The following is a 22750-nucleotide window of genomic DNA, read 5'->3' as shown; positions in this document are numbered from 1 at the left end:
AAGAGATGGCATTGCAATCGCTGGATATCAAGCGCGTCTCGGCCACCACGACGCCACCGCCCACGGTGCGCGAAACGGTGACCGGGAGTGTCGCGAAGCTGATCGACGTATCGAAGTGCATCGGCTGCAAGGCATGCCAGACGGCATGCATGGAGTGGAACGACCTGCGCGACGAGATCGGCACCAACGTCGGCGTGTACGACAACCCGGCCGACCTGACCGAGCACTCGTGGACGGTGATGCGGTTCTCCGAATACGAGAACCCGGCGGGCGACCTCGAGTGGCTGATCCGCAAGGACGGCTGCATGCATTGCGAGGATCCGGGCTGCCTGACGGCGTGTCCGTCGCCGGGCGCGATCGTGCAGTACAACAACGGAATCGTCGATTTCCACGAGGAGAACTGCATCGGTTGCGGCTATTGCGTGACCGGCTGCCCGTTCAACGTTCCGCGGATCTCGAAGAAGGATCATCGCGCGTACAAGTGCACGCTCTGCTCCGACCGTGTCGCGGTCGGCCAGGAACCGGCCTGCGTGAAGACCTGCCCGACGGGCGCGATCGTGTTCGGCACCAAGGAGGACATGAAGCAGCACGCGGCCGAACGGATCGAGGACCTGAAAGAGCGCGGCTTCGAGCATGCGGGGCTGTATGACCCGCAGGGCGTCGGCGGCACGCACGTGATGTACGTGCTGCACCACGCGGACAAGCCGTCGCTGTACCACGGGCTGCCCGACAATCCGTCGATCAGCCCGATGGTGAAGCTGTGGAAGGGCATCGCGAAGCCGCTCGCGGTCGCCGGTCTCGCGCTCACCGCGCTGGCCGGATTCTTCCACTACACCCGGGTCGGTCCGAACGAGGTCAGCGAGGACGAGGAAGCCGCCGCACGCGACGAGGCGCGACGCATCAAGGAGGACGGAAAATGAAGCACGACGACCCCAACCTGATCGTCCGCTACTCGGCGAACGAGCGCACGAACCACTGGATCACCGCGATCACGTTCGTGCTGCTCGCGCTGTCCGGGCTCGCGCTGTTCCATCCGTCGATGTTCTGGCTCACCGCACTGTTCGGCGGCGGCCAGTGGACGCGGATCCTGCATCCGTTTGTCGGCCTCGTGATGTTCGTGTCGTTCGCGATCCTGGTGGTGCGCTTCTGGCACCACAACGCGCTCGACGCGGACGACCGGCAGTGGCTGAAGCAGATCGGCGACGTGCTGACCAACCAGGAAGACAAGCTGCCGCCTGTCGGGCGCTATAACGCCGGGCAGAAGCTGCTATTCTTTACGTTGGTGGCGTGCCTGCTGCTGCTCCTGCTGTCGGGAATCGTGATCTGGCGGCGCTACTTCTCGTTCTACTTCCCGATCGGGGTGATCCGCGCGGCCGCTGTCGTGCATGCCGTGGCGGCCTTCGTGCTGATCGCGAGCATCATCGTGCACATTTACGCGGCGTTGTGGGTGAAGGGCTCGATCGGCGCGATGGTGCGCGGCACCGTCACGCTGGGCTGGGCTCGCAAGCATCACCCGAAGTGGTTCCGTGAAAGCGTGAAATAACGCACCGGAGCGGGGTGGCTCGCCGATCGCGGCGGGCCGGCCCGTCCACCGTCGGAACCGCCCGAAGCGCCGACCTGTCGGCGCTTGTTTATTTGGAAGACATTTTTGTGACACAACGCATTCTCGAACCGACCGAGATCTCGGCACTCGATCATTCGGCCATCCCGCGCTTTCGCCTGCCGGAGCGCGCCACCGCGTTCTCGGCCCGCGCCGCGCGGCTGCGCAAGCTGGCCGACCTGAACCCGATCAGCGGCTACCTGCGGCTGATGGCCACCGTCGCCGATGCGCAGCACGCGACGCTGCAGACGCTGGAGCTGCCGCTGCCGTCGAAGGAAGCGATCGCACGTGCTCAGCAGCATTCGATGCCGCTCGTGCCGGCGCTCGACGGCGAGCGCGACCCGCGCTGGCGCGCCGTGCTGTACGAACTGCTCGACCGGGTCGAAGGCGCCGGGCTGGTCAACCCGCAGCTCGCGAAGCTGCTCGACCGGCTGCGCCTGATGGCGCCCGCCGAACTCGACGCGCAGGCCGACGCGGTCCTCGCGCTGCGCTTCGCCGAAGTCGACCCGGCCACCGCGCCGTTCCTGATGGCGGCGCTACAGGTCGTCTGGACGGATCTCGCCAGCCGCGTTTCGCCGGCCGACGTCCCGTACCTCGACCAGCCGGGGTTGTGCCCCGTGTGCGGCACGCATCCGGTCGCGAGCGTCGTGCGGGTCGGCGGCCAGTACCAGGGCTACCGCTTCCTGCAATGCGGGCTGTGCACGACCGAGTGGCACATGGTGCGCACGAAGTGCTCGCATTGCGACTCGACGAAGGGCATCGCGTATCACGGGATCGAGGGTGGCAGCGAAGCCGTCAAGGCCGAATCGTGCGACGAGTGCAAGACCTATCGCAAGATCGGCTATCAGGACAAGGACTACGAGTTCGAGCCGCTGGCGGACGACCTCGCGAGTCTCACGCTCGACCTGTTGATGAACGAGGCCGGCTACCAGCGCAGTTCGCCGAACCCGCTGCTGTGGCCGGACGTCTCGCGGGAAGCGGATTGACGGCAGTCGCCGGGGCGGTGCGCGAGCGCCGGTGCCGGCCGACTGCGAAGCATGAGACTGGAGCCACCACGACGTGACCGAACCGGGTTTGAATGAACTGAATGCCGTGCTGGCGCGCGTGCCGTCGGTCGAGCGTGTGCTGTCGTCGGCGCCGCTGCAACCGCTGCTCGCCGACTATGGCCGCACGCGCGTGCTGAACGCAGTGCGCGCCGAGCTCGAACGCTGGCGTACCGCCGCGCAGCACGATCCGGCGGCTGCCGAACCGCTCGACGAGCCGCGCATCGCCGCGGCCGTCGCGCGCACGCTGGCCGCGCAGAGCGCGGGCGCGGTGCGTCCCGTGTTCAACCTGACCGGCACCGTGCTGCACACGAACCTCGGGCGCGCGCTGTTGCCCGACGACGCGGTGCGCGCGGTGGTCGACGTGCTCACGCGGCCGGTCAACCTCGAATTCGATCTGGCCACGGGCCGTCGCGGCGATCGCGACGACCTGATCGACGATCTGCTGTGCGAACTGACGGGCGCGGAAGCCGCGACCGTCGTCAACAACAACGCGGCGGCCGTGCTGCTGGCGCTGTCCGCGCTCGCGACGAAGCGGGAAGTCGTCGTGTCGCGCGGCGAGCTGGTCGAGATCGGCGGCGCATTCCGCATCCCCGACATCATGAGCCGCGCGGGCGCAAGGCTGCGCGAGGTCGGCACCACCAACCGCACCCATCTGCGCGACTACGCGGACGCGATCGGCCCGCGCACCGCGCTTCTGATGAAGGTGCACTGCAGCAACTACGCGATCAGCGGCTTCACGAAGGAAGTGACGCTGGCCGAACTCGCGCCGCTCGCGCGCGAGTACGGGCTGCCCGTCGCCGTCGATCTCGGCAGCGGCACGCTCGCCGATCTGTCGCAATGGGGCCTGCCGCACGAGACGACAGTGCAGGAGACCGTCGCGGCCGGCGCGAACCTCGTCACGTTCAGCGGCGACAAGCTGCTCGGCGGGCCGCAGGCCGGCCTGATCGTCGGCGATCGCGCGCTCGTCGCGAAGATCAAGAAACATCCGCTCAAGCGCGCGCTGCGCGTCGGCAAGCTGACGCTCGCCGCGCTCGAACCCGTGCTGCGGCTCTACCGGGCGCCGGAGTTCCTGCGCGAGCGACTCACCACGTTGCGCCTGCTGACGCGGCCGCAGCGCGATATCGCCGAGGCCGCCGAACGTGTGCGCCCGGCGTTGCAGGCCGCCCTCGACAGCGGTTTCGACGTGACGGTCGAGCCGATGTTCAGCCAGATCGGCAGCGGTGCGCTGCCGGTCGATCAGTTGCCGAGCGCCGGGCTCGTCGTGCGCACGTCGGACGGCAAGCGCGGCGGCCGTGCGCTCGCGCAACTCGAAAAGAAACTGCGCGAATGGCCGCGTCCGGTGATCGGCCGCATCGCCGACAATGCGCTGCGGCTCGACCTGCGCTGCCTCGAAGCGGCAGATGAAGCGGCATTCGTCGCGCAATGCGTGCAGGTCGCGGGGCCGGCTGCATGATCGTCGGAACCGCAGGGCACATCGACCACGGCAAGACGACCCTGGTGCGCGCGCTGACGGGCGTCGATACCGACCGCTTGAAGGAAGAGAAGGCCCGCGGCATCTCGATCGAACTCGGTTATGCGTATACGTCGCTCGAGAATGGCGACGTGCTTGGCCTGATCGACGTGCCGGGCCACGAGAAGCTGATTCATACGATGGCGGCCGGCGCGTGCGGAATCGACTTCGCGCTGCTCGTGATCGCCGCCGACGACGGCGTGATGCCGCAGACCCGCGAGCATCTCGCGATCCTGCAACTGCTCGGCATCACGCATGGCGCGGTCGCGCTGACGAAGTGCGATCGCGTCGACGCCGCACGCCTGTCGGCGGTGCGCGACGAGATTGCCGCGTGGCTGCACGGCACGACGCTCGACGGCGCGCCGATCTTCGAAACCTGCGCGACGCGCGCGGACGATCCGGGTGTCGCCGCATTGCAGCGTCATCTCGCCGATGCGGCGCTCGCGTGGCGTGCACGCCGCGACGACGGCCTGTTCCGGCTCGCGGTCGACCGCGTGTTCACGCTCGCCGGGCAGGGCACCGTCGTGACGGGTACTGCGTTCGCGGGCCGCGTGGCGACCGGCGACACGCTCGCGATCGTGCGCACCGGCGCCGCCGCGCGCGTGCGCAGCATCCATGCGCAGAACCGGCCGGTCGGCGCGGGCCGCGCGGGCGAGCGCTGCGCGCTGAACCTGGCCGGCATCGACAAGGCGGACGTCGAGCGTGGCGATACCGTCGCGGATGCGCGGCTCGTCGCGACGTCGCCGCGTCTCGACGTCGACCTGAAGTTGCTGGCCGATGCGGGGCTCACGCTGACGCACTGGGCGCCGCTGCACGTGCATCTCGGCACGCTGCATCGCGTCGCGCACGTCGCGCTGCTCGACGGCGATACGCTCGCGGCCGGCCAGCAGATGCGCGTGCAACTGGTGTTCGACGAACCCGTATTTGCGCTGCCGGGCGATCGCTTCATCGTCCGCAATCCGCAGGCGACGCGCACCGTCGGCGGCGGCCGCGTGCTCGACCCGTTCGGTCCCGCACGCAAACGCCGTACGCCCGCGCGTCGCGCATGGCTCGACGCATTGGCGGCATGGCTCGACGAAGGGCGGCTCGATGCACTGCTTGCGCAGGCGCCGCTCGGTATCGCACGCACGATGCTCACGCACCTGACGGGCTTCGCGCCCGGCGCGCTCGCGTTGCCGGACGATGCCCTGGCGATCGGCCAGCGCGAGCGCGCGTCGAACGACGGCGCGGTGATCGCGCGCGCACACTGGCATACGCTGCAGGCGCGGGCGATCGACACGCTGCGCGCGTATCACGAGCGCATGCCGGACGAGCAGGGGCTCGATGCGGCGCGCCTGCGGCGAATGGCGGCGCCGCTTGTCGGCGATGCGCTGTGGCGTGCGCTGGTCGATGCGCTGGTGGATGGCGGGGAGGTTGCGCGAAGCGGGCCGTGGCTGCATCTGCCGTCGCATTCGGTGAGTTTCGATGCGCGCGAGGAAGCGCTGGCGCGGCAACTGCTGCCGCTGATTCGTGCGGGGCGCTTCGATCCGCCGTGGGTCCGCGATCTGGCGCGCGACACGGGCGCGGCCGAGGATGCCGTGCGCACGCTGCTGCGCAAGCTCGCGCGACGCGGCGACGTGCAGCAGGTCGTGCGCGACCTGTTCTATCACGCGGATGTCGTGCGCGAGCTGGCCGGGCTGGTGGCGCTTCTCGCCCCGACGCGCGGCGGCGGGCTCGATGCGGCGACGTTTCGCGACGCGACCGGGCTCGGCCGCAAGCGCGCGATCCAGATTCTCGAATTCTTCGATCGGGTTGGGTATACTCGCTTCCACCGCGATCTTCACTTCCTGCGGCCTGACAGCGGTTGGGTGGGTATACAGGCGTAGGCGCTCGTCGTTCTTTTGTTTTTCCCACGGAAGGCATTCGTATCCGGTGGTACGGCCGGACTTCAAATCCGGTTGGGGGTGTCAGACACTCCCGGGTAGGTTCGACTCCTGCTGCCTTCCGCCACATGGGTTTTCGGCGATTCAGGGCACTCCAAACAGAGGCCCCGAATGCACGGGGGTGTGGGTTTTTCTGCCCGATTCGTGCAGCCGAGTCACGATCGCCCGATCTTCTTGACGGCTTCCGCGAGCCGATCGGTGACCAGGTGGGCATATCGCTTGGTCGACGTAGTCGTCTTGTGCCCCAGCACTCCGGCGACCGTGTATAGGTCGATTCCTGCGTTGATCATTTCTGACGCGGCACTGTGCCTCAGGTCGTGGAAGCGAGCGTCGAGATGGCCTGATTTGCGGCGCGCCTTGATCCATTCGTCTTTGATTTTCCAAGCCGGGACGGTGAACTTGACCCGGCGCGCGATCACCGCGATGCGGGGATGAATCGGGATCAGCCGCGGGCGGCCGTTCTTTGTCGTGCCGAGGGAGAACCCGTCTTTGGTCGGGATGGCACGAAGGATTTCGCTCATGCGCATCCCGGAATAGAACGCGGTACGGATTGCAGCTCGAGTTTGTCGGTGTGAGCACGCTTTCGCAATCTCTAGCATTTCGCGACGCCCTTTATAGACGTGACGCTCTTCGCTCTGTCTCGGGACGACCATTTTTGCGGTTTGATCGTATTCGAGCTTCCCGATCTTGTGCGCGTACTTAATCGCCGCCCGAAGATACCCGAGCGTGTTGTGAATCGTCCCGTCGGTGCTCGGCTTCTTCGGCTGGCCCTGACGGTCGACGTTCGAACGCATGTACCCGGCGAAACGGATCGACCAATCGTATAGATCCAACGCGTCCTGGTCCTCGTACTCCGTCGCGTACTTTGTCCGAATTTGCAGGCGCGCCTTTCGATCTTTCCACTCGGAGCTCTTATCGTTCACGTGGACAGCGTCAGATGGTCTGACTCAGTTCGGCCATGAAGAGGCGTTCGCAGTCACCCCGCGAGCGCCTGCTTACCGGCCGAGTCCGGCCGTTTGCGGTTTTCCTGTCGACCTTGGCGCGACGACTTCGAATCGTCCGCATGCTCAAGCTCTTCGGGCGTGATCGGGAGCGCCGTACCGGTAACGTTGTTGCCGTAGTCCCTGCTATAGATGGCTATAGGGTGATTGGCTGCGAGGTTCCAACGGGATGGCGCTAATGGAAGCAGCGGTCGCTGCCGCAGTGGCCGCGATGACGGTGATTGCGCTCCAACCAACGTTCGCTACGATTGTCCCCGCGATGGCCGTGCCGACGGCGCCAGCCGCGTAATAGAGCGTGAGGTACGCGGCGTTCAATGAGCCGGAGCGTGCCGGGTTGATGGTGACGATGCTTGCCTGGTTTGCCACCTGTGCAGCGAAGCATCCAGCATCGAAAACAGCCAGCGCCGTCGCCAACCAGGCTGGGTGGCCGAGCGCCGAAGTGAGTGAGATTGCCGAGAGTGCTGCCACTGCCAGTCCGATGAGAGTAACTGCACGGCTACCGAAACGGTCCGCGAGGCGACCGGCTATGCGAGTGACGAAGAGTCCGAGGACGCCGGCAAGGCTGTAGAGCCCGATGGCAGCTGCGCTCAGACTGTACGGTGGAGCAGCCAGTCGGATAGCAAGGCCGACCCAGATCAGGTTGAAGGCGAAAAACCAGAGCATGCCAGCGCAGGTACGTCGGCGTAGTTGTGCCGATTCGCGCAGTAGCAATGGAATCGTACGCAATGTGGCGAGGTATCTGCCATGCCAGTGTGGTCGTTCTGCGGGCAGGAAAGACCGCGCGCACAGCGCTGCAAGAATCGCGAACCCGGCGAAGACGAGGAGCGCGCCACGCCATCCACACCAACGGGTCAGAAGTCCCCCAACAAACCGACTGAGCAGGATTCCCGCCGAGATGCCAGCGGATATGGCGCCCATACTGCGTGCTCGGTTGTCGCGTCCTGCGTGTTTGCCGACGACAGCGCTGCATTGAGCCGCAACTGTCGTGGTTGCGCCGACAAGGATGAAACAACCGATCAACACGGCCGGGCTTTGTGCTGCGGCTGCGAGAACCAGGGCAAGCGCGAGTGCCCCCATCTGTCCAGGGATGAGTGCCCGCGGGCTGACCCTATCGACCAGCGGAACCAGTAGCACCAGTCCCAGGAGGTAGCCAATCATCGTTGAAGACGCGACCGTGGTGATGAGCGTAACGGGAACGCTGAAGTCGCGTGCGACATCGGACAGCGCTGGCTGTATGGCGTAGTCGTTCGCGATGGCTCCGCCGGCGGCAATGGCGAGTACCGCGACTGCGGTACTCGATACCCGCGCATTCCTGTCACCGGCGTTCACTTCTTCGTCCTGACCGCGACGGCTTCGACTTCGACCAGGATCGTGTCCTCTACGAAAGGCAGGGCGTGCACTAGCGAGAACGCCGGGCGGATTTCACCGTAGACCTCACCGTGAGCGCGGGCTGCGTCTTCCCAATGCTCGAAGTCCGAGACGACCAGGCGGCTCTGGACAACATCAGAAAGGGAAAAACCGCTGTCGGTGAGCACTTTCTCGATGGTTGCCAGCGCATCGCGGGTCTGCGAGTACACATCCGATCCTTTGCCTGCGGTCCCCGAGATATAAATCGTGTCGTTCAGGACTACTGCCCGTGAATATCCGACCTTGGGCTCCCACGGGGAACCCGTGCTGATGAGTTGACGCATGCTGAACCTTCCTCTCACAATGGTTTGGACAGAATAACTACTTGGGTAGTAGTCGAAGACGATTGTATACTACTGAGGTAGTTAATCAAGTGCCATGGTCGTTATTCAGGTAGCCAACAGGAAAGGTCAACGCATGACCGCAGACTCCGAGCTGATCGCCTCCCTAACCCGTCTGGGTTTCACGCAATACGAAGCGCAGGCGTATACGGCGCTCGTCGGCCAGGCTCCGATTACCGGTGCCGAGGTTGGTCGGAGGGCCGCCATGCCACCCTCGAAGGTCTACGAGACGCTGACCCGTCTTGAAGCGAGGGGGGCGGTGCTGGTCAATCGGTCCGAACCAGTCCGCTATGCGGCCGTGCCTCACACAGCGCTGCTGGATGAATTGCGTACGCGTTTCAATGCCGATCTCGACTCGGCGGCGGCGGCGCTTGATCGCCTGCCGGTGCAGCAGGAACCTGGTCTAGTTTGGTCACTTAGTGGCAGGGAGCCCGTCGTTCAGGCCTTTGCACGCACCATCGCGAATGCGAAAGCGAGTATTTTCGCGGGCATTTGGGATGAAGAACTCGACGAGCTGGGGCCGTTGCTTGAAGCGGCAGCCGCACGAGGGATTGACACCCATGTAGCCATCTACGGTACTAAAGCCCTAAATGGTCCCCATACGTACGACATGGCCGAATGCGGCGCCAGTGCCAGGCTGAGACTCTCAGGCCGACGCCTGGCCGTGATGGTTGCCGACGACAACGATGCTGCAGTGGCAGAGTTCGGTGACCGTACGCCGGATCAAGCCACCCTCACCACCAACCCGGTTATCGCTCTGCTTGCAGTTGAGTACATCAAGGCCGACATCAGTGGGCGTCTCATGATTAATAGCATGACGCCGGCCGCGTATAGGAAACTTCTGGCCACACCTGACATGCAGGCAATGCTTCGTCCCGTCGCGAACCAATAGCCATCGACTGTCTCTTCGCAACAGATTCAGTGGCCGCTGTAGTGTTCATTGAAGACGATCAAGTTGACGTAGCGAATGGCCGGGAAGGGTTGCGGATTCAACCCGTCGATGAGGTGACGTCCAAGCAATCTCAGACCTGATCTGACTCTGACCGAGAGGTCAGGTCTAGACCTACACACATTAGCGCATACCGGCGCGTGTCGGGAAGGCCGCGTCATGATGAAGCACATTGTGACGTTTCGAAAGTTCGCCGACGTGCGGCGGCAAGCCGAACTGGATCGGCCGATCTGCAGGGACTATGTGCTGGAGTCGTCTTTAGATAGCCAAGCCGACTTGGAGCGCTATCTGCCACATCCGTCGCACGTGTCGCTGATTCAGGCGCTCAAGACCTACTTCGAATGGGTCGCTTGCGACTACACGTTCGAGTACGGCTGGCGGTATCGACACAGCGTGACTCGGCGGAAACGCCGTCCCCACAGATCTCCAGCCGCTCGATTGACAATCGAGTGGGTATTGGGCGACGCGAGCACACTTGCTTCGTGACTGCTTATCTCCTTGTGCAGGGATACTTCCGACTGTCGGTCGTCTGTTGTGTAAGCGCGACACAAGGTGCCAAAAACTGACGATCTGATCCGGCGTAGGTTTTGGCGTAGGTCAGTCGATAGGAGTATTGTTAGACAAGGCCGATGCATTATTTCGAAGAAAACGAATAGTCAAAATTTGGTTCATCGCGGATTACCGGGGAACGCGGCGCGGATCTTGAGGAAGAAGTATTCCTCGTCGCGGTACCCGTAGGCCCAACGCTTGATGTGTAGAAGTTCAGACGCGTTACGGCGGGCCGAATCTCTCCGGCCGCCACACTGGCGAGCGAATTCCGCCGATGTGATCTGCGAAATTCTTGCTGGCCAGGATCACAGCGGCGTATCGGCTAGCTACCACCACCTGCTAATTCCCCGGTGCATCGAGCGCGCTCGTCATTTCCTGTGCGGCGTGCTGCAGCGAAGGCAGAAAGCGTTTCACGGCCTCGGCCGGATTGATCGCGTGCTCGAGGTAGATCACGTTCAGCGCCGCCATCACCCGATCATGCGCGCTGACCGCGACGGCGAGCGAGCCGATTTTGCGTTGTTCGGTCCAATCCCCATGGTTCGATCCGAAACCATCGGCGCGCGTCCGCCGCACAAGATTGCGGATGAATGCGTCGTCCGACGCGAGTTGCTGCTGTTGTTCACCGCCGGCACCGGCGCGTAGCAGGTCGAGAATATCCTCGCGCTCCGCATCCTGGCACGACGCGAAGTAGATGCGCCCCGATGCCGTCAGCAGCATCGGCAGCCGGCGCCCGACCATCGAACGATGAAACGACAGCGGGCTGAAGCGATGCGTCGTCTCGCGAATGATCATCGAATCGCCGTCGGGTGTCGTCAGGTCGGACGGCCACACGATGCGTTGCAGCAGCCGCGCCATGATCGGTGGCGCGACGGTGGCGATGTGCTCGTCGTCGGTGAATCCTTCGCTCAGCTCGCGCACGCGCAACGTCAGACGAAACGTGTCGTCCGACTCGCTGCGCCGCACGAATCCGCCTTCCACCAGCGTTTCCAGCAACCGCCGCACGGTCGTGCGGTGCAGCCTCGTGACTTCGCTCAACTGCTGGCTCGTCGCGCGACCGTTCTCCAGCGCATTGAGGGCCTGCAGCACCTGCAGGCCGCGCGACAATCCTCGGACATTTGCGTACTTGCTCATCGAAAAATGTATTAAAAATCAACGATGTGCAACCCTTGCACATTTGGTTGAAATTGTTGAGCGGGTGTCTCTCGCTCCCTAGACTTGTCTCCATCCCGCCGCCACACGACGCGACACGGAACCCGCGACGTGCCCCGGCCGGAATCCATCGGCATACGCAGCGACCACCGAGTCGCGCGAGGAAGGAGACACATGAATCCCTCACCCAGTCCCACCACGCATCGCGACCGGCGCGACCCGCTTTCCACCGACGTCGCAATCATCGGCGCCGGCCCGGTCGGCTTGATGATCGCCAACATTCTGGGCCTTCAGGGCGTGCGTGTCACGCTGATCGAGAAGCTCGAACGGATCATCGATTACCCGCGCGCCATTGGTCTGGATGACGAAGCATTGCGCGTGTTCCAGTCGATCGGCCTGGCCGACGAACTCGTGCCGCACACGACGCCCGATCACTGGATGCGTTTCGTGACGAAGGACGGTCACTGCTTCGCATCGATCGAGCCGCGCACCGACGAATTCGGGTGGCCGCGCCGCAACGCGTTCATCCAGCCGCTCGCGGATCGCGTGCTCCACGAAGGCCTCGCGCGTTTCCCGCATGTCCAGGTGCTGTTCGGACACAGCGTTGCATCGTTCACGCAGGACGCCGACGGCGTCAGCATCGACGTGGACGATGCGAATGGCGAACGCCGGACCGTGCGCGCAGCGTACATGGTCGGCGCGGACGGCGGCAACAGCTTCGTGCGCCGCGTGCTGAACGTGCCGTTCGAAGGGCGCACGAAGCCGAACCAGTGGATCGTCGTGGACGTGCGCAACGACCCGATCGGCTCGCCGCACATCTATCTGCATTGCGATCACGAACGGCCGTACGTGTCGGCGGCGCTGCCGCACGGCATTCGCCGCTTCGAGTTCATGGTGATGCCGGGCGAGACCGAGGAAGAACTGTCGAAACCCGAGAACATGGCTGCACTGATTCGCAAGGTGGTTGCGGATCCGGATGCAGTCGACTACATCCGCAAGCGCGTCTATACGCACAATGCGCGTCTCGCGTCGACGTTTCATGTGGGCCGCATCCTGCTCGCGGGTGACGCCGCGCACATCATGCCGGTGTGGCAGGGGCAGGGTTACAACAGCGGAATCCGCGACGCGAACAATCTCGGCTGGAAGCTCGCGATGGTCGCGCGGGGGCTGGCAGACAGCCGGCTGCTCGAAACCTATACCGTCGAGCGCCGCGCGCATGCGCGTTCGATGATCCATCTTTCCGAAGTGGCGGGCGATATATTCGCGCCGACGACACGTTTCGGCGCGCGCTTTCGCGACACCTTCGTGCGTGCGCTGACCCTGTTCCCGGCGGTGAAGCGCTACTTCGTCGAAATGCGCTTCAAGCCGATGCCGCGTTACGAGGCGGGCGCGGTACTGCTGCCCGCGCATGCGCCCAGGCGCGGCTGGCTTGCCCGCGTGCTCGACCGATCGGGCAATTCCGCACCGGGCCGGCTGCTCGGCCTGATGAGCGAAAAGCGCGATTCCTTGATCGGCCGGCTCGCGTACGGTCGCGATCCGTTTGCCGCGTCGCCGGTCGGGCGCATGTTCATCCAGCCCCGCGTGCGGCAGCCCGAGGGCCGCACCGTGCTGCTCGACGACGCGATCGGCACCGGTTTCGTCCTGCTGGGCTGGGGCGCGGATCCGACCTTCGGCATGACGCCGCAGGCGCGTGCGTTGTGGGCGCGGATCGGTGGCCGCTTCGTGATCGCGAAGCCGGACGCCCAGCTCGCTTACGCCGACGACGTGCCCTCGGACGTGCTCGCGATCGGGGACGAGACGGGCCGGCTGAAGGACTGGTTCAGCCGTCTGCCGGAGTCGGTCGTGCTGCTGCGTCCCGATCGTTTCGTTGCGGGCGTATGTACGCCACAGCAGGTGTCTTCGGCCATTGTCGCGCTCGCGGGAAAGCTAGGCATGACGGCAGGCGCGCGGCACGAACACGGCGACGTTGCGCCATCCTCGCAGGGCCCGGTGCGCGATCGCGATGCCCTCACACACGTGGCAGGAGCATGAGCATGCCGATTCATCTCGAATGTCTTTCCCATACGCCGCTGCACGGCTACTTCGATCCGGCGCCCGACGTGGTTGCCGAAGTCGAGCGCATCGGCCGGGCCGCGCGCGAACGCGTCGAGCGTTTCCGGCCGGACCTGATCGTCGCTTTCGCCCCCGATCATTTCAACGGATTCTTCTACGACATGATGCCGCCGTTCTGCATCGGCGCACGCGCCGACGCGATCGGTGATTTCAAGAGCCTGGCCGGCACGTTGCCGGTGCCCGGCGATCTCGCGCACGGGCTGGCGGAAAGCGTGCTGGCCGCCGACGTCGATGTCGCGCTGTCGTACCGGATGCAGGTCGACCACGGCTGCGCGCAGGCACTCGAAGTACTCACCGGCGGACTCGATCGCTATCCGGTGATCCCGGTATTCATCAACTCCGTCGCGCCGCCGATGGCGACGCTGCGCCGCGCGCGTTTGCTGGGCGATGCGATCGGTCGCCAACTCGCGCGCACCGACCGCCGCGTGCTGGTGGTCGGCTCGGGCGGCATCTCGCACGAGCCACCTGTACCGGAACTGATCGGCGCGACGGCCGAAGTGGCGGAGCGGCTGATCGCCGGTCGCGATCCGTCGGCCGAGTCGCGCGCGGCGCGCCAGGCGCGTACCGTGGCCGCCGCCCGTTCGTTTGCCGCTGGCGACAGTCCGCTGCATCCGCTCAATCCCGAATGGGATCGCGCGTTCCTTGCCAGACTCGCATCCGGCGAATTGACAGCGCTGGACGGCGTGGCCAACGACGCGATCACGCGCGACGGCGGCAAGTCCGCGCACGAGATCCGCACATGGGTCGCCGCATTCGCCGTGCTCGCCGCGTATGGCCCGTACCACGCGTCACTCGACTACTACCGCGCGATTCCCGAATGGATCGCGGGTTTCGCCACCATGCACGCCACGCCGTCGACCGCCGTCGCGGCGCTGGCGTGACAGAACTCCAGGAGACCTCGATGTCCAATTCGAACCTTGTGACGACACTGGCCGCGCGACTGAGCGAAGCCGAGGCGTCGCTCAGCACGATCGCGCCGCTGCGCGGCGAGGCCGCCGCGGGCGGCATCCCGCTCGACGCGATGACGATGGCCTACGCGGTGCAGCAGGCCAACGTCGACCGGCGCGTCGCGAACGGCGAGCGCATCGTCGGCCGCAAGATCGGCCTGACGTCGCTCGCGGTGCAGGCACAGCTGGGCGTCGACCAGCCCGATTTCGGCGCGTTGTTCGCGAGCATGGCTTGCGGCGACGGGGCGCCGATTTCGCTCGCGCAACTGATCCAGCCCAAGGTCGAAGCGGAGATCGCGCTCGTGCTCGATCACGACCTCACGCAAGACCGGCACACGTTCGTCGACATCCTGCGCGCGAGCGCGTATGCGCTCGCCGCGATCGAGGTGGTGGACAGCCGCATCCGCGACTGGGACATCCGCTTCGTCGACACGGTCGCCGACAACGCATCGAGCGCGCGCTTCGTGGTCGGCAGCCGTCCGGTACCGCTTTCCCGGCTTGATCTGACGGGCTGCGCGATGACACTGGCCCGCGATGGCGAAGTGCTGTCGAAGGGCAGCGGCGCCGCCTGCCTCGGCAATCCACTCAACGCTGCCGTGTGGCTGGCCGACCGGATGGTGCAACTCGACACGCCGCTGCGCGCCGGCGACGTGGTGCTGACCGGCGCGCTCGGTCCGATGGTCGCCGTCCGCGAGGCCGGCACCTATGTCGCGCAGATCGACGGGCTCGGCAGCGTCCGGGCAACTTTCACGGCTTAACTCAGGAACTCGCATGGCTTCCGAAAAACTCAAGGCTGCGATCATCGGCTCCGGTAACATCGGCACGGACCTGATGATCAAGATCCTCCGTCATGGCAGGCATCTGGAAATGGCGGCGATGGTCGGTATCGACGCGAACTCGGACGGTCTCGCGCGCGCCGCGCGACTGGGTGTCGCGACCACGCACGAAGGTGTCGAAGGGCTCACGCGTCTGCCGGTATTCGACCAGATCGATTTTGTGTTCGACGCGACGTCCGCAGGCGCGCACGTTCGCAACGCAGCGCTGCTGCGCACGCTCAAGCCGTCGATTCGCATGATCGATCTGACGCCCGCCGCGATCGGTCCGTACTGCGTGCCGGTCGTCAATCTCGACACGCACATCGACGCGCCGAATGTGAACATGGTCACGTGCGGCGGCCAGGCGACGATTCCGATCGTCGCGGCTGTGTCGCGCGTCGCGAAGGTGCACTACGCGGAGATTGTCGCGTCGATCAGCAGCAAGTCGGCGGGCCCCGGTACGCGCGCGAACATCGACGAATTCACCGAAACGACGTCGAAGGCGATCGAGGTGGTCGGTGGCGCCGCGAAGGGCAAGGCGATCATCGTGCTGAACCCGGCCGAGCCGCCGCTGATGATGCGCGACACGGTCTATACGCTGTCCGACCTCGCGTCTCGCGCGGAGATCGAGGCGTCGATCGAGGACACCGTCGCGAAGGTGCACGCGTACGTGCCTGGCTATCGACTCAAGCAGAAGGTGCAGTTCGACGAGATTCCTGCGAGCGCACCGATCCGTATTCCGGGCCTGGGAACATTCAGCGGCCTGAAAACGTCGGTGTTCGTCGAAGTGGAGGGCGCCGCGCACTACCTGCCTGCCTACGCGGGCAATCTCGACATCATGACTTCCGCCGCGCTCGCGACCGCCGAACGCATGGCGCAGGCGCGCGTGAGCGCGTAAGGAGCAAACGGCGATGAGCAAGAAACTGTATATCTCCGACGTGACGCTGCGCGACGGCAGTCACGCCATTCGACACCAGTATTCGATCGCGAATGTGCAGGACATCGCGCGTGCGCTGGATGGCGCCAGGGTGGACAGCATCGAGGTCGCGCACGGCGACGGCCTGCAAGGATCGAGCTTCAACTACGGCTTCGGCGCGCACACCGATCTCGAATGGATCGAGGCGGTAGCGGACGTCGTCGAACACGCGAGGATCGCGACGCTGCTCTTGCCGGGCATCGGCACGATTCACGACCTGAAGGCCGCGTACGACGCCGGCGCGCGCATCGTGCGTGTCGCGACGCACTGCACCGAGGCGGATATCTCGAAGCAGCACATCGAATATGCGCGCGAACTCGGCATGGACACGGTCGGCTTCCTGATGATGAGCCATATGACGACGCCGGAGAATCTGGCCGTCGAGGCGAAGAAGATGGAAAGCTACGGCGCGACCTGCATCTACGTCGTCGATTCCGGCGGCGCGCTGACGATGTCGGACGTGCGCGACCGGTTCCGTGCGGTGAAGGCGGTGCTGAAGCCCGAAACGGAAACCGGCATGCACGCGCACCACAACCTGTCGCTCGGCGTCGCGAACTCGATCGTCGCTGTGGAGGAAGGCTGCGACCGGATCGATGCATCGCTCGCGGGAATGGGGGCGGGCGCCGGCAATGCGCCGCTCGAAGTGTTCATCGCGGCGGCCGAGCGGATGGGCTGGAACCACGGCACCGATCTCTACGCGCTCATGGATGCCGCCGACGACATCGTGCGACCGTTGCAGGACCGTCCGGTGCGCGTCGACCGCGAAACGCTCGCGCTCGGCTATGCGGGGGTGTATTCGAGCTTCCTGCGTCACTCGGAAGCGGCCGCGAAGAAGTACGACATCAGGACCGTGGACATCCTCGTCGAACTGGGCAAGCGCCGCATGGTGGGCGGCCAGGAAGACATGATCGTCGACGTCGCGCTCGATCTGAAGAAGCGCAGCGAAGCCGCATAGGAACGGACGGCCGGACCGCGCACGACGCGGTTCGATACATGACATCCGCCGGCAAGAGCGGCCTGCATATCGATTATTGGAGACTTTGAATGAATGCGTCACGAAACGAAGGCGATACCGCGCGACATCGACGCACGGGACACGCGACGATCATGTTGTGCCTCGCGATTGCGTTGCTCGAAGGGTTGGACCTGCAATCGGCGGGGGTGGCTGGCCCGCGCATGGCGAAGGAGTTTTCGCTCGCCGTCGCGCAGATGGGCTGGGCGTTCAGCGCGGGCGCGCTCGGCCTGCTTCCGGGCGCTGCGCTCGGCGGCCGGCTGGCCGACCGGTTCGGCCGAAAGCGCGTGCTGATGTGGTCGGTCGCGATGTTCGGCCTGTTCTCGCTCGCGACGACGCAGGTCTGGAGCTTCGAGAGCCTGCTCGTTGCGCGACTGATGACGGGCTGCGGGCTCGGCGCTGCGATGCCGAACCTGATCGCGCTGTGCTCTGAAGCGGCGGGCCCGCGGCAGCGCGGCACGGCGGTCGGCGCGATGTACTGCGGGATGCCGTTCGGCGCGGCGATCGCCGCGGTGATCGGCATCGCGAGCGCAGGCGATGCGAATTGGCGTCACGTGTTTTACGTCGGCGGATTCGGGCCGCTCGTCATGGTGCCGCTGCTCGGGATGTTCCTGCACGAGTCACGGCAGTTCGTGGCGACCCGGTCGACCGTGGCGGGCCATGTCGCCGGCCTGCCCGGCGTGAGCGACGCGCTGTGGCGACACGGCCGCGCGCGTACGACCATCGCGCTGTGGATCAGCTATCTCGGCACGCTGGTCGTGTTGTATTTCCTGATGAACTGGCTGCCGTCGATGGTGCTGTCGCGCGGACTGACACGCGTGCAGGCCAACGTCGTGCTGATGATGTTCAACATTGGCGGCGGTATCGGGGCCGTCGCGATCGCGACGCTGATGGACCGCTTTGGACGGCGCGGCACGGTGATCGGCATGTATGTCGGCGTCGCTGTCGCGCTGACCACGCTGGCGAGCGCGGGCGGCGCGACGTCGATGGCGATCGGCGGTTTGCTGTGCGGGCTGTTCCTCGTCGGCGGCCAGTCGGTGCTGTATGCGCTGGCCGGCCATGCGTATCCGACCGAAGTGCGCGGCACGGGCGTGGGTGCGGCCGTTGCGGTGGGGCGGCTCGGTTCGATTTTGGGGCCGCTGGTGGCAGGGCAGTTGTTCGCGCTCGGTCAGAGCCCGTCGATGCTGGTGTCGGCGAGCATCCCGCTGATCGTGATCGCCGCAGTGGCGGCGTTGACGGTGGTGGGCGCGTTCGCGCGGCAGCGCACGGGCGAGCCGCAGCGCGTGTAGCGATTCGGGCGGGCCGCGCGCGTGGCCCGCGATCGAGATCATTCATTTTTTCGGAAAGGACATCATCATGACTGCGACGACATCACCGATCACGGAAGCGTCGACGAGCCAGTTTGCCCGCGTGAAGGACGGCGACCTCGAACTGCGGATCCACTATAACGACACGGGCGCCGGACCGACCGGTGAGACGGTCGTGATGCTGCATGGTTCGGGTCCTGGCGCGAGCGGCTGGGCGAACTTCAACCGCAACGTCGAGCCGCTGGTCGCGGCCGGCTATCGCGTGATCCTGATGGACTGCCCGGGCTGGAGCAAGAGCGATCCGATCGTCTGTGCGTCGTCGCGCTCGGAACTCAACGGCCGCGTGCTGAAGGGGCTGCTCGACGTGCTCGATATCGAGCGCGTGCATATTCTCGGCAATTCGATGGGCGGGCATAGCGCAGTTGCGTTCGCGCTCGGCAATCCCGGGCGCGTGGGCAAACTCGTGCTGATGGGTGGCGGCACCGGCGGCCCGAGCAACTTCGCGCCGATGCCGACCGAAGGCATCAAGCTGTTGCAGGGGCTGTATCGCGAGCCGACGATCGAGAACCTGAAACGGATGATGAACGTGTTCGTCTATGACTCGAGCGCGCTGACGGACGAGTTGATGAAAGCACGCCTCGACAACATGCTCGCGCGGCGCGATCACCTCGAGAACTTCGTGAGGAGCCTCGCGGCCAATCCGAAACAGTTCACCGACTACGGCCCGCGGTTGGGCGAGATCGCGGCGCCGACGCTCGTGATCTGGGGGCGCGACGATCGGTTCGTGCCAATGGATACCGGCCTGCGGCTCATCGCCGGAATGCAGAACGCTCAACTGCATGTGTTCAACCGGTGCGGGCACTGGGCGCAGTGGGAGCATGCGGACGCGTTCAACCGGATGGTGGTCGACTTTCTGCAGCATTGAGTGCAGCGATGCGAGCACTGCTTTCGAACGGCATTTCACCGATCCGGGGCTTGCGCGTCGGCCGGATCGTCGCGTTGGCCTCGATTCGGATCACAACGATCGCTTCCGGCCATTTCCGCGGCGATCCCCCCTCGGGGGCGTTGTGGTCCGGTTCAACGGGATGATGGCGGCTCGTCTTTCGCGCGGCCACCCATGATCCTGCGTAGTTGCGCACGATCCCGCCACTTCGAATGCGCTGGGCGCGATCTTCGTCCGACAGCGCATCGTGTTCAGTCGTGGTGGCTGAAGGTTGCGCGGCGCATCAGGTCCACGAGGGCGCCCAGCTCCCGGGAATGCGGCTCCGCGCGCGTGACCATCAGCAGATCGATGCGGGGCGCTGGACCGGCAAGCGCGCGGCAGCACATCGATTCACCAACCAGCGCCGCGACGTACGCCGGCAGCAGGGCAACGCCGAGCCCCATCCCGACGAGGTTCAGGTTCAGCAGGATGTTCGTCGCGACCTGCACGACATCCGGGTCGATCCCGTGGTCGGTGAAGTACCGGTCGACGATGTCGTACAGCTGCCCCGCGTAGGCCGGATTGGTCTGGATGAACGGCTGGCCGTCGAGCATCGCGGGTGCGATGCGCGCATGCGCGGCGAGCGGGTGATCGGCCTGCATCAGCACGATGAGCGGTTCGGTTAGCACTACTTCTGCATGCAGATTCGGCGCCTGCACGGGCCGACGCATGAACGCGATGTCGATGTCGCCACGCAGCAGCGCGTCCTCCTGTTCCATCGTCGGCATGCTCCGCAGTTCGACGTGCACACCCGGACACTGCATCCGCAGCTTTGGCAGGATCGCCGGAAAGATGGCCACTTCCGCTGCCGGCACAAATCCGATTCTCACCGTCAGTGCTTGCCGCCGGCCCGTTTGACGTGCCCGTTCGACAGCGCGATCCGCCTGCGAGAGCACCAGCCGCGCTTCCGCAAGGAACACGTGGCCCGCTTCGGTCAGCTCGACCTTACGCTTCGAGCGCTCGAGCAGCCGCGTGCCGACCTCGTCCTCGAGATCGCGAATCTGTTGGCTCAGCGACGGCTGTGCGGTGTGCAGCCGTTGCGCGGCGCGCGTGAAGTTCAGCTCGTCGGCGACGGCAACAAAATATCGTAAGTGTCGGAGTTCCATTCGGCTGTCATCGCCAAAACGTCTAACGGCAAACAAACAAACTATTTCACAACGAACGCACGACCGACGATCATCCTCGCGTGCCTGTCCGTATGGAACGGATGGTGCCACGGAGGAGACGCAAATGACAGAGAAGCTTGACATCGACGCACTGGTCGACGCACGCAACGGCCGCGTGGCGTCGTCGATCTATACCGATCCGGCGATCTACTCGCTGGAGCTCGAACGCATCTTCGGACGATGCTGGCTGTTCCTCGCGCATGTGAGCCAGATTCCGAAGGCCGGTGATTTCTTCAACACGTACATGGGCGAGGACCCCATCGTCGTCGTGCGGCAAAAGGACGGCTCGGTGAAGGCATTCCTGAACCAGTGCCGGCACCGCTCGATGCGCGTGAGTTTCGCCGACTCCGGCAATGCGCGCTCGTTTACGTGTCCGTATCACGGCTGGTCGTACGGCACGGACGGCGCGCTGATCGACGTGCCACTTGAGGCTCGCGCGTTTCCGCATGGCCTCTGCAAGCAGCATCTCGGGCTGCAGAAAGTCACACGGGTTGCGATCTACAAGGGGTTGGTGTTTGGTAACTGGGACGCCGATGCGCCGGATCTCGACGCCTATATGGGCGACATGGCATGGTATCTCGATGGCGTGCTGGATCGCCGGGAAGGCGGCACCGAGATCGTGGGCGGCGTGCACAAATGGGTGATCGACTGCAACTGGAAATTCCCGGCCGAGCAGTTTGCGAGCGACCAGTATCACGCGCTGTACTCACACGCGTCGGCGATCGAGGTGCTCGGCGTGAAGGCCGGTGCCGGCGACAAGGCCCTCGGTGCGGGGCAGACCGCGCGCCCCGTGTGGGAGACCGCAAAGGACGCCCTGCAGTATGGTCAGGCCGGCCACGGCAGCGGCTTCTTTTTCACCGAGGAGCCGGACGCGAACGTATGGGTCGACGGTGAAGTGTCCCAGTATTTCCGCGATACATATGAAGAAGCGGAGGCGCGCCTGGGGACGGTGCGCGCGCGCCGTCTCGCGGGCCACAACAACCTGTTCCCGACGATGTCCTGGCTGAACGGCACCGCGACCTTGCGCGTGTGGCATCCGCGCGGCCCGAACCAGGTCGAGGTGTGGGCGTTCTGCATCGCGGACAAGCAGGCGTCGGACGAAGTGAAGGCCGCATTCGAGCGCAGCGCGACACGCGCGTTCGGCCCGGCCGGCTTCCTCGAGCAGGACGATTCGGAGAACTGGGTCGAGGTGCAGAAAGTGCTGCGCGGCAACCGCGCGCGCAAGACGCGGCTCTGCGTCGAAATGGGCCTGGGCGGCGAGCGTGTGCGCACGGACGGCATTCCGGGCATTACCAACTACATCTTCTCGGAAACGGCGGCGCGCGGGATGTACCGCCGCTGGGCCGACCTGTTGCTGTCTGACAACTGGGGCGAAGTCGAGCGCCGGACGCGCGAATATGAACAGGAGCTGCTGAAATGAACGACGCCGCCACGATCGAACGGGTGCCCGTGACAGCGGGGCTGCATCACGACATCACGCAGTTCTTGTATCGCGAGGCCGACTGCCTCGATACATGGCGCTTTCGCGACTGGCTCGCGCTGCTGAGCAACGACGTGCAGTACACGATGCGCACGACCGTCAACGCCCAGACGCGCGACCGCCGCAAGGGCGTTCAGCCGCCCACCACGTGGATCTTCAACGACACGAAGGCGCAGCTGGAGCGCCGCATCGCACGGCTCGAGACGGGCATGGCGTGGGCTGAGGAGCCGCCTTCGCGCACGCGGCATCTGCTCGCGAACGTCCGGGTCGAACCGACCGACGCGCACGGAGAATACAACGTGTACGTCAACTATCTGCTGTACCGCTCGCAGAAGGAGCGCGACGAGACGTTCTATGTCGGGGCGCGCCGCGACCGCGTGCGTCGTGCGGACGACGTCGGCGATTGGCACATATGCCGCCGAGAGATCGTGCTCGACCAGGCAGTGCTGTCTTCCCATAACCTCAGCGTGCTTTTCTGA

At 65.2% G+C, this 22750-nt stretch carries 21 protein-coding genes and 1 tRNA gene; 17 read left to right on the top strand and 5 right to left on the bottom strand.

What is annotated here, in order from left to right; genetic code table 11:
• Window positions 1-5 precede the first annotated feature (5 nt).
• From fdxH to WS66_RS08705, 6 genes are all read left to right on the top strand, one after another.
• Complete coding sequence (fdxH, locus tag WS66_RS08730) at window positions 6-920, top strand: formate dehydrogenase subunit beta (RefSeq protein ID WP_059599524.1); 915 nt, start codon at window positions 6-8, stop codon at window positions 918-920.
• Window positions 917-1543, top strand: coding sequence for a formate dehydrogenase subunit gamma (locus tag WS66_RS08725; RefSeq protein WP_059599523.1), 627 nt, complete (start codon window positions 917-919; stop codon window positions 1541-1543). The genes fdxH and WS66_RS08725 overlap by 4 nt, the downstream gene beginning before the upstream one ends.
• Before the next feature lie 107 nt (window positions 1544-1650).
• Entirely contained in the window at window positions 1651-2586 is a 936-nt protein-coding gene (gene fdhE / locus WS66_RS08720) for a formate dehydrogenase accessory protein FdhE (RefSeq protein ID WP_179955238.1), read from the top strand.
• A gap of 73 nt (window positions 2587-2659) precedes the next feature.
• Window positions 2660-4099, top strand: coding sequence for an L-seryl-tRNA(Sec) selenium transferase (gene selA / locus WS66_RS08715; protein ID WP_059599521.1), 1440 nt, complete (start codon window positions 2660-2662; stop codon window positions 4097-4099).
• Window positions 4096-6021: a selenocysteine-specific translation elongation factor gene (selB, locus tag WS66_RS08710; protein ID WP_059599520.1), complete on the top strand. Its 1926-nt coding sequence runs from the start codon at window positions 4096-4098 to the stop codon at window positions 6019-6021. The genes selA and selB overlap by 4 nt, the downstream gene beginning before the upstream one ends.
• A gap of 28 nt (window positions 6022-6049) precedes the next feature.
• Window positions 6050-6145, top strand: a tRNA-Sec gene (locus WS66_RS08705).
• 88 nt (window positions 6146-6233) lie between these two features.
• Here WS66_RS08705 and WS66_RS08700 read toward each other — a convergent pair.
• From WS66_RS08700 to WS66_RS08690, 3 genes are all read right to left on the bottom strand, one after another.
• Entirely contained in the window at window positions 6234-7001 is a 768-nt protein-coding gene (locus WS66_RS08700) for a tyrosine-type recombinase/integrase (protein WP_082728842.1), read from the bottom strand.
• A 204-nt stretch (window positions 7002-7205) separates the two neighbouring features.
• The gene (locus WS66_RS08695) at window positions 7206-8408 is read right to left on the bottom strand and encodes an MFS transporter (protein ID WP_059599519.1); all 1203 of its coding nucleotides are present in this window, start codon (window positions 8406-8408) and stop codon (window positions 7206-7208) included.
• Window positions 8405-8770, bottom strand: coding sequence for a RidA family protein (locus WS66_RS08690; RefSeq protein ID WP_047851969.1), 366 nt, complete (start codon window positions 8768-8770; stop codon window positions 8405-8407). The genes WS66_RS08695 and WS66_RS08690 overlap by 4 nt, the downstream gene beginning before the upstream one ends.
• Before the next feature lie 133 nt (window positions 8771-8903).
• On the opposite strand from WS66_RS08690, the gene WS66_RS08685 reads away from it, so the two are divergent.
• Both WS66_RS08685 and WS66_RS08680 read left to right on the top strand, forming a co-directional pair.
• A complete protein-coding gene (locus WS66_RS08685; protein WP_059599563.1) occupies window positions 8904-9719 on the top strand; it encodes a TrmB family transcriptional regulator in 816 nt (271 codons plus the stop codon).
• A gap of 216 nt (window positions 9720-9935) precedes the next feature.
• Window positions 9936-10262: a Dabb family protein gene (locus tag WS66_RS08680; protein ID WP_082728841.1), complete on the top strand. Its 327-nt coding sequence runs from the start codon at window positions 9936-9938 to the stop codon at window positions 10260-10262.
• Between the two features lie 402 nt (window positions 10263-10664).
• On the opposite strand, the gene WS66_RS08675 is transcribed toward WS66_RS08680, so the two are convergent.
• The gene (locus WS66_RS08675; RefSeq protein WP_059599518.1) at window positions 10665-11456 is read right to left on the bottom strand and encodes a DNA-binding transcriptional regulator; all 792 of its coding nucleotides are present in this window, start codon (window positions 11454-11456) and stop codon (window positions 10665-10667) included.
• Between the two features lie 192 nt (window positions 11457-11648).
• On the opposite strand from WS66_RS08675, the gene WS66_RS08670 reads away from it, so the two are divergent.
• The 7 genes from WS66_RS08670 to WS66_RS08640 all read left to right on the top strand — a co-directional run bounded on the left by WS66_RS08670 (window position 11649) and on the right by WS66_RS08640 (window position 19568).
• Window positions 11649-13505 carry a bifunctional 3-(3-hydroxy-phenyl)propionate/3-hydroxycinnamic acid hydroxylase gene (locus WS66_RS08670; protein ID WP_059599517.1) on the top strand — a complete coding sequence of 619 codons (1857 nt, stop codon included), beginning with the start codon at window positions 11649-11651 and terminating at the stop codon, window positions 13503-13505.
• A 2-nt stretch (window positions 13506-13507) separates the two neighbouring features.
• The gene (locus WS66_RS08665) at window positions 13508-14467 is read left to right on the top strand and encodes a 3-carboxyethylcatechol 2,3-dioxygenase (protein ID WP_059599516.1); all 960 of its coding nucleotides are present in this window, start codon (window positions 13508-13510) and stop codon (window positions 14465-14467) included.
• A 20-nt stretch (window positions 14468-14487) separates the two neighbouring features.
• Window positions 14488-15291, top strand: a complete 804-nt coding sequence (locus WS66_RS08660) for a 2-keto-4-pentenoate hydratase (protein ID WP_059599562.1) — start codon at window positions 14488-14490, stop codon at window positions 15289-15291.
• Between the two features lie 13 nt (window positions 15292-15304).
• A complete protein-coding gene (locus WS66_RS08655) occupies window positions 15305-16246 on the top strand; it encodes an acetaldehyde dehydrogenase (acetylating) (RefSeq protein WP_059599515.1) in 942 nt (313 codons plus the stop codon).
• Window positions 16247-16259: 13 nt separating this feature from the next.
• Window positions 16260-17279 carry a 4-hydroxy-2-oxovalerate aldolase gene (gene dmpG / locus WS66_RS08650; RefSeq protein WP_059599514.1) on the top strand — a complete coding sequence of 340 codons (1020 nt, stop codon included), beginning with the start codon at window positions 16260-16262 and terminating at the stop codon, window positions 17277-17279.
• Window positions 17280-17368: 89 nt separating this feature from the next.
• On the top strand, window positions 17369-18625 hold the full coding sequence (gene mhpT / locus WS66_RS08645) for a 3-(3-hydroxy-phenyl)propionate transporter MhpT (protein ID WP_059599513.1): 1257 nt from the start codon (window positions 17369-17371) through the stop codon (window positions 18623-18625).
• A gap of 67 nt (window positions 18626-18692) precedes the next feature.
• A complete protein-coding gene (locus WS66_RS08640) occupies window positions 18693-19568 on the top strand; it encodes an alpha/beta fold hydrolase (RefSeq protein ID WP_059599512.1) in 876 nt (291 codons plus the stop codon).
• A gap of 269 nt (window positions 19569-19837) precedes the next feature.
• Here the strand turns inward: WS66_RS08640 and hcaR are convergent, their stop codons facing one another.
• A complete protein-coding gene (gene hcaR, locus WS66_RS08635) occupies window positions 19838-20875 on the bottom strand; it encodes a DNA-binding transcriptional regulator HcaR (RefSeq protein ID WP_236872885.1) in 1038 nt (345 codons plus the stop codon).
• Between hcaR and hcaE the strand changes: the two genes are divergently transcribed.
• Window positions 20856-22211 (top strand): 3-phenylpropionate/cinnamic acid dioxygenase subunit alpha, encoded by a 1356-nt coding sequence (gene hcaE, locus WS66_RS08630; RefSeq protein WP_059599510.1) that lies wholly within the window; start codon window positions 20856-20858, stop codon window positions 22209-22211. The genes hcaR and hcaE overlap by 20 nt on opposite strands.
• On the top strand, window positions 22208-22750 hold the full coding sequence (gene hcaF, locus WS66_RS08625; protein ID WP_059599509.1) for a 3-phenylpropionate/cinnamic acid dioxygenase subunit beta: 543 nt from the start codon (window positions 22208-22210) through the stop codon (window positions 22748-22750). The genes hcaE and hcaF overlap by 4 nt, the downstream gene beginning before the upstream one ends.

The sequence above is a fragment of the Burkholderia sp. LA-2-3-30-S1-D2 genome (assembly GCF_001523915.2).
GTDB classification, from domain to species: domain Bacteria; phylum Pseudomonadota; class Gammaproteobacteria; order Burkholderiales; family Burkholderiaceae; genus Burkholderia; species Burkholderia diffusa.
Note: the sequence above shows the minus strand (reverse complement) of the source record. Positions and strands in the feature narration are given on the sequence as shown.

Bases quoted from the DNA above. Each gene is read 5' to 3' on its own strand.
- WS66_RS08655 (WP_059599515.1), top strand. From the start codon at position 15,305: ATGGCTTCCGAAAAACTCAAGGCTGCGATCATCGGCTCCGGTAACATC.
- WS66_RS08640 (WP_059599512.1), top strand. From the start codon at position 18,693: ATGACTGCGACGACATCACCGATCACGGAAGCGTCGACGAGCCAGTTT.
- selB (WP_059599520.1), top strand. From the start codon at position 4,096: ATGATCGTCGGAACCGCAGGGCACATCGACCACGGCAAGACGACCCTG.
- WS66_RS08660 (WP_059599562.1), top strand. From the start codon at position 14,488: ATGTCCAATTCGAACCTTGTGACGACACTGGCCGCGCGACTGAGCGAA.
- WS66_RS08685 (WP_059599563.1), top strand. From the start codon at position 8,904: ATGACCGCAGACTCCGAGCTGATCGCCTCCCTAACCCGTCTGGGTTTC.
- WS66_RS08670 (WP_059599517.1), top strand. From the start codon at position 11,649: ATGAATCCCTCACCCAGTCCCACCACGCATCGCGACCGGCGCGACCCG.
- WS66_RS08680 (WP_082728841.1), top strand. From the start codon at position 9,936: ATGATGAAGCACATTGTGACGTTTCGAAAGTTCGCCGACGTGCGGCGG.
- hcaF (WP_059599509.1), top strand. From the start codon at position 22,208: ATGAACGACGCCGCCACGATCGAACGGGTGCCCGTGACAGCGGGGCTG.
- WS66_RS08665 (WP_059599516.1), top strand. From the start codon at position 13,508: ATGCCGATTCATCTCGAATGTCTTTCCCATACGCCGCTGCACGGCTAC.
- fdxH (WP_059599524.1), top strand. From the start codon at position 6: ATGGCATTGCAATCGCTGGATATCAAGCGCGTCTCGGCCACCACGACG.
- WS66_RS08675 (WP_059599518.1), bottom strand. From the start codon at position 11,456: ATGAGCAAGTACGCAAATGTCCGAGGATTGTCGCGCGGCCTGCAGGTG.
- hcaE (WP_059599510.1), top strand. From the start codon at position 20,856: ATGACAGAGAAGCTTGACATCGACGCACTGGTCGACGCACGCAACGGC.
- WS66_RS08690 (WP_047851969.1), bottom strand. From the start codon at position 8,770: ATGCGTCAACTCATCAGCACGGGTTCCCCGTGGGAGCCCAAGGTCGGA.
- hcaR (WP_236872885.1), bottom strand. From the start codon at position 20,875: ATGTCAAGCTTCTCTGTCATTTGCGTCTCCTCCGTGGCACCATCCGTT.
- WS66_RS08725 (WP_059599523.1), top strand. From the start codon at position 917: ATGAAGCACGACGACCCCAACCTGATCGTCCGCTACTCGGCGAACGAG.
- mhpT (WP_059599513.1), top strand. From the start codon at position 17,369: ATGAATGCGTCACGAAACGAAGGCGATACCGCGCGACATCGACGCACG.
- dmpG (WP_059599514.1), top strand. From the start codon at position 16,260: ATGAGCAAGAAACTGTATATCTCCGACGTGACGCTGCGCGACGGCAGT.